This is a genomic window from Providencia heimbachae ATCC 35613 (assembly GCF_001655055.1).
Classification (GTDB): domain Bacteria; phylum Pseudomonadota; class Gammaproteobacteria; order Enterobacterales; family Enterobacteriaceae; genus Providencia; species Providencia heimbachae.
Genome location: NZ_LXEW01000048.1, coordinates 315,032 through 321,364, shown reverse-complemented (window position 1 = coordinate 321,364; position 6,333 = coordinate 315,032). Strand labels below are relative to the sequence as shown.

Here is a 6,333-nt window from a genome sequence, read left to right as displayed (position 1 = left end):
TCAAGGCGCTACGCGCCATGCTCGGCGCACATAGAAAAACGGGCGGAAAACCGCCCGTTTGCACAGAGTATTATTACTAGAGCTATTCTTGATTATCAGTATCAGTTTCAGAACTTACATCATCTGCGCCATTTTCATCAGCGTTTTCATCTGTAATATCGTCGTCTTCCGTCTCAGCGACACGCTGCAAACCAACAACTTTTTCATCTTCAGCTGTTCTAATCAAGGTGACACCCTGAGTATTACGCCCAACCACGCTGACCTCAGAAACACGGGTACGAACCAGTGTTCCCGCATCCGTTATCATCATAATTTGGTCAGTGTCATCCACTTGGATTGCGCCAACAACATGGCCGTTGCGCTCACTCACTTTAATTGAGATAACCCCTTGGGTCGCACGAGATTTAGTTGGATATTCTGCTGCTTCCGTTCTTTTACCGTAACCATTTTCAGTCACTGTTAAGATATGGCCTTCACCACTCGGAATGATCAGTGAAACCACTTTATCATTCTGCGCGAGTTTGATGCCGCGAACACCCGTTGCGGTCCGTCCCATAGCACGAACCGCATTTTCAGCAAAGCGGACAACTTTACCAAGCGCAGAGAACAGCATGACTTCATTTGAACCATTAGTTAAGTTAACACCAATGAGTTCATCACCCTCGTTAAGATTAACGGCAATAATACCCGCGCTTCTTGGGCGACTGAAATCTTGCAGAGCTGTTTTCTTCACCGTACCACTCGCGGTAGCCATGAAGACATAATAACCTTCTTCATACTCGCGTACGGGTAAAATGGCAGTAATACGCTCATTTGGCTCTAGAGGCAGCAAGTTGACAATAGGACGACCACGTGCACCACGGCTCGCTTCTGGTAATTGATAAACCTTCATCCAATACAAACGACCCCGGCTAGAGAAGCACAAAATAGTGTCGTGAGTATTTGCCACTAACAAGCGGTCAATAAAGTCTTCTTCTTTAATACGTGCTGCCGATTTACCTTTACCACCGCGACGCTGTGCTTCGTAATCAGTCAGAGGCTGATACTTTACATAACCTTGGTGAGATAAGGTAACAACCACATCTTCTTGGTTGATTAAATCTTCAATATTAATGTCAGCCGTATTCTCAGTAATTTCGGTACGACGAGCATCATTATAAACATCACGGATCAGTTCAAGCTCTTCACGAATGACTTCCATCAAACGTTCAGGGTTTCTTAAAATAAACAGTAACTCTTCAATCTGTTTAAGAAGTTCGCGATATTCATCCAGTAATTTTTCATGCTCAAGACCCGTCAATTTTTGTAGACGTAAATCGAGGATGGCTTGGGCTTGCTGTTCAGTTAGGTAATATTCCCCATCATGGACACCAAATTGATCTTCTAACCATTCTGGGCGAGCCGCATTATCACCCGCACGCTCAAGCATGGCTGCAACGTTGCCGAGTTTCCATGAACGCGCGATTAAACCCGCTTTCGCTTCGGCCGGTGTTGGCGCTTGGCGAATTAATTCGATAATTGGATCGATATTTGCCAATGCAACGGCAAGCGCTTCAAGGATGTGGGCTCTATCACGAGCTTTACGCAATTCGAAGATAGTACGGCGTGTTACCACTTCACGGCGGTGACGCACAAAGGCAGCAATAATATCTTTTAGGTTTAGAATTTTAGGCTGGCCTTGATGTAAGGCAACCATATTGATACCAAAAGAAACTTGCAATTGCGTCAATGAATATAAGTTATTTAAAACAACTTCACCCACTGCGTCACGCTTGATTTCAATAACAATACGCATACCGTCTTTATCAGACTCATCACGCAGTGCACTGATACCTTCAACTCGTTTTTCTTTGACTAGCTCGGCGATTTTTTCAATCAAACGGGCTTTATTCACTTGATAAGGAATTTCGTGAACGATGATAGTTTCACGGCCATTTTTCTCATCAACTTCAACTTCTGCACGTGCGCGGATATATACCTTTCCGCGGCCTGTACGATAAGCATCAATAATACCGCGACGGCCATTTATGATCGCAGCAGTTGGGAAATCAGGTCCCGGAATGTGCTCCATCAAGCCTTCGATACTAATATCTTCGTCTTCTATATAAGCTAGGCAGCCACTAATCACTTCCCCTAAGTTGTGGGGAGGAATGTTGGTTGCCATCCCGACCGCGATACCCGACGAACCATTCACTAATAGGCTAGGAATTCGAGTAGGCATAACTTCTGGGATTTGCTCTGTTCCGTCATAGTTTGGAACGAAGTCGACGGTTTCTTTTTCAAGATCAGCCAGCATTTCATGGGCAATTTTTGCCATACGGATTTCCGTATAACGCATTGCAGCTGCGGAGTCACCGTCAACCGAACCAAAGTTCCCTTGGCCATCCACCAGCATATAGCGCATAGAGAAAGGCTGTGCAAGACGAACAATCGTCTCGTAAACCGCGCTATCACCATGTGGATGGTATTTACCGATGACGTCCCCGACGATACGGGCAGATTTTTTATAGGGTTTATTCCAATCATTTCCCAATACATTCATCGCAAAGAGTACTCTGCGGTGTACCGGCTTCAGTCCATCTCGAACATCTGGAAGCGCACGCCCGACAATAACGGACATTGCATAATCCAAATACGAACGTTTAAGCTCTTCTTCGATATTAACCGGTGTGATTTCTCTGGCAATCTCGCTCATGGAACCACTGTCCCTCATAACTTCGGATTCAAAGAGTAGAACTATACCACAATTCGCCAATTTAATAAAAATAAGAGAAGTGAGTATTTGTCTTTTAAGCTATGTATAATAGTCGAAAATTAATTTACATGTCCGAAACTTGTCTATTTATCAAATAATCGTTGTTAAAAAGCTTTATTATTCGCCATAACACCGCGCGTTAATTACAAACAACAGTTACTGCATTGCTTGCGTTACCTCCCGTTAGGCAGGACAACTCGGTATAAGAAAAAGGAGCCCTTTCATGAATGATACCCAAGAAGCGTATCTAAACGTTGATAAGCAAGAAATTGAAAAATTTGAAGCCATTGCTTCACGTTGGTGGGATCTTGAAGGCGAATTTGCCCCCCTACATCGTATCAATCCCCTCCGATTAGGCTATATCATGCAGCGTGTAGACGGTGTATTTGGTAAAAAAATACTTGATGTGGGATGTGGCGGCGGAATTTTATCGGAAAGTATGGCCCGCGAAGGTGCCACTGTAACCGGTCTCGATATGGGCGCAGAACCTTTGATGGTTGCGCGTTTGCATTCTCTTGAATCAGGTATTCCCGTTGAATATGTTCAAGAAACCGTTGAACAACACGCCGATAAACACCCTCAAGCCTATGATATTGTTACTTGTATGGAGATGTTAGAACACGTCCCAGACCCTGAATCAGTGGTGAGAGCCTGTGCTAAACTGGTTAAACCCGGTGGACATGTCATTTTTTCAACAATTAATCGCAATAAAAAAGCATGGTTGATGGCTGTTGTAGGAGCCGAATATGTCATGAAAATTGTACCAAAAGGTACCCATGACGCGAAAAAATTCATTCGCCCATCAGAGTTAATCAGCTGGATGGATAAAACGCAATTAAAAGACAAACATATCATTGGGTTACATCTTAATCCGCTGACAGATAGATTCTGGTTAGGCCCGAATGTTGATGTGAATTATATGTTACATACCGTAAGCGCATAAATAGCAAGCGGTACGTTTAAGAAAACAGCAAACGGTCTCATTTTACAAAATTAATTTTAATCCTCATGTCGGAAGTCTATTTTTTATTAGTTCCTTTTACCATGCAGCTTACCGACATGATCACCTTTCTTATCCAAACTGTTATCCACAAGATCCACCCGATCTGTACACTTGCTAAAATCGCGTATTAACATTATCTTGTTATTGTAAAATCAACAAACCACTACATGTAGTAGTAAACCTAAACATATCACCACAAGACTCATGTTATTAAAGCATGCGCTTTTTTATGTTTACGCTATGCTATTTTGTAGTCCAACCAAGGTGTACTTGCTCATGAACCAGAGTCTGTTAGTCACAAAACGTGATGGACATAAAGAACGCATCGATCTCGATAAAATCCACAAGGTAATAACCTGGGCAGCTGAAGGCCTAAGTAACGTATCTGTTTCTCAAGTGGAGCTACGTTCACAGATTCAGTTTTATGATGGGATCAGAACGTCTGATATTCATGAAACAATGATCAAAGCTGCTGCTGACCTGATAACCGGAGACACTCCAGACTATCAATACCTTGCAGCTCGTCTTGCGATATTCAACTTACGCAAGAAAGCCTATGGTCAGTTTGAGCCACCAACTTTATTTACACATGTCAAACGCCTCGTTGAAATGGGCAAATATGATAAGCATTTGCTGGAAGACTACTCAGAAGCAGAGTTCGAGCAAATGGAAGGTTTTATTGACCATTGGCGTGATATGAATTTTTCCTATGCTGCCGTTAAGCAATTAGAGGGAAAATATCTGGTTCAAAATCGTGTCACTGGCGAAATTTACGAAAGCGCGCAGTTTTTATATATTCTTGTTGCTGCGTGTCTGTTTTCTCATTACCCAAAAGAAACTCGCCTCGATTACATCCGTCGCTTCTATGATGCCGTTTCTACATTTAAAATTTCTCTGCCTACGCCAATCATGGCGGGGGTACGCACACCAACACGCCAATTTAGTTCTTGTGTACTGATTGAGTGTGGTGACAGCCTAGACTCTATCAATGCAACCTCAAGTGCGATTGTGAAATATGTTTCGCAACGTGCGGGAATTGGTGTGAATGCGGGTCGTATTCGTGCACTTGGTAGCCCAATTCGTGGTGGTGAAGCTTTCCACACCGGCTGTATTCCTTTTTATAAGCATTTCCAAACTGCGGTCAAGTCTTGTTCGCAAGGTGGCGTTCGTGGTGGAGCAGCCACACTGTTCTATCCAATTTGGCATTTAGAAGTTGAAAGCTTACTGGTGCTAAAAAACAACCGTGGCGTTGAAGGTAACCGTGTCCGCCATATGGACTATGGTGTGCAGCTCAACAAATTGATGTATGAGCGTTTGATTAAAAACCAAAATATCACCCTATTCAGCCCTTCTGATGTTCCGGGTTTGTATGACGCATTTTTCGCTGACCAAAATGAATTTGAACGTTTATATGTTCGCTATGAACAAGATGAAAATATTCGTAAGTCTAGCGTTAAAGCGGTCGAGCTATTCTCTTTGATGATGCAAGAACGTGCTTCTACAGGCCGTATCTATATCCAGAACGTTGACCATTGCAATACACACAGTCCATTTGATCCTGAGATTGCACCGGTTCGTCAATCTAACCTGTGTTTAGAAATTGCACTACCGACTAAGCCATTAAATAATATCAATGATGAAAATGGTGAGATTGCCCTGTGTACGCTATCCGCATTTAATCTAGGTAAGATAGAAAACCTTGATGAGTTAGAAGAATTAGCGGTTCTTGCCGTTCGTGCACTTGATGCGTTACTTGATTACCAAGATTATCCCATTATTGCCGCGCAAAAAGGCTCAATGGGGCGTCGTACTCTAGGTATTGGTGTCATCAACTACGCTTATTATCTCGCGAAGCATGGTGTTCGTTATTCAGATGGCAGTGCAAATAATCTGACACATAAAACATTCGAAGCAATTCAATATTATCTGTTGAAAGCCTCAAATGAATTAGCCAAAGAGCAAGGTGCTTGCCCATGGTTTAATGAAACGACCTATTCACAAGGCGTTTTACCTATCGATACCTATAAAAAAGACCTCGATAGTTTAACCAATGAACCTCTACATTATGATTGGGAAACACTTCGCCGCGATATTCAACAATATGGCCTGCGCAACTCAACATTGTCTGCTTTGATGCCTTCAGAGACATCATCACAGATTTCTAACGCGACCAATGGTATTGAGCCACCACGTGGCTATGTCAGCATTAAAGCATCTAAAGACGGTATTTTACGTCAAGTTGTTCCTGACTACGAAAACCTTAAAGGTGCTTACGAGCTATTATGGCAAATGCCATCAAACAGCGGTTATTTACAACTCGTTGGTATTATGCAGAAATTTATCGACCAGTCGATTTCGGCAAATACAAATTATGACCCAACTCATTTCCCGAGCGGCAAAGTACCAATGAACCAATTACTAAAAGATTTATTGCTCGCCTATAAGTTTGGTGTGAAAACACTTTACTACCATAACACTCGCGATGGCGCGGAAGATGTTCAAGGCGATCTGGAAGAAGTTGTTGAGTCAGCGGATTCCGATTGTGAAGGCGGCGCGTGTAAAATTTAATAGGAAT

3 protein-coding genes are annotated in these 6,333 nt (G+C 42.8%); 2 read left to right on the top strand and 1 reads right to left on the bottom strand.

What is annotated here, in order from left to right:
• Positions 1–82: 82 nt before the first annotated feature.
• A complete protein-coding gene (gyrA, locus tag M998_RS18230) occupies positions 83–2,695 on the bottom strand; it encodes a DNA topoisomerase (ATP-hydrolyzing) subunit A (RefSeq protein WP_068444842.1) in 2,613 nt (870 codons plus the stop codon).
• Between the two features lie 283 nt (positions 2,696–2,978).
• On the opposite strand from gyrA, the gene ubiG reads away from it, so the two are divergent.
• Positions 2,979–3,698, top strand: a complete 720-nt coding sequence (gene ubiG / locus M998_RS18225; protein ID WP_068444845.1) for a bifunctional 2-polyprenyl-6-hydroxyphenol methylase/3-demethylubiquinol 3-O-methyltransferase UbiG — start codon at positions 2,979–2,981, stop codon at positions 3,696–3,698.
• Positions 3,699–4,034: 336 nt separating this feature from the next.
• Positions 4,035–6,326, top strand: coding sequence for a class 1a ribonucleoside-diphosphate reductase subunit alpha (nrdA, locus tag M998_RS18220; protein WP_068444847.1), 2,292 nt, complete (start codon positions 4,035–4,037; stop codon positions 6,324–6,326).
• Positions 6,327–6,333: the final 7 nt, after the last annotated feature.

Bases quoted from the DNA above. Each gene is read 5' to 3' on its own strand.
- gyrA (WP_068444842.1), bottom strand. From the start codon at position 2,695: ATGAGCGAGATTGCCAGAGAAATCACACCGGTTAATATCGAAGAAGAG.
- ubiG (WP_068444845.1), top strand. From the start codon at position 2,979: ATGAATGATACCCAAGAAGCGTATCTAAACGTTGATAAGCAAGAAATT.
- nrdA (WP_068444847.1), top strand. From the start codon at position 4,035: ATGAACCAGAGTCTGTTAGTCACAAAACGTGATGGACATAAAGAACGC.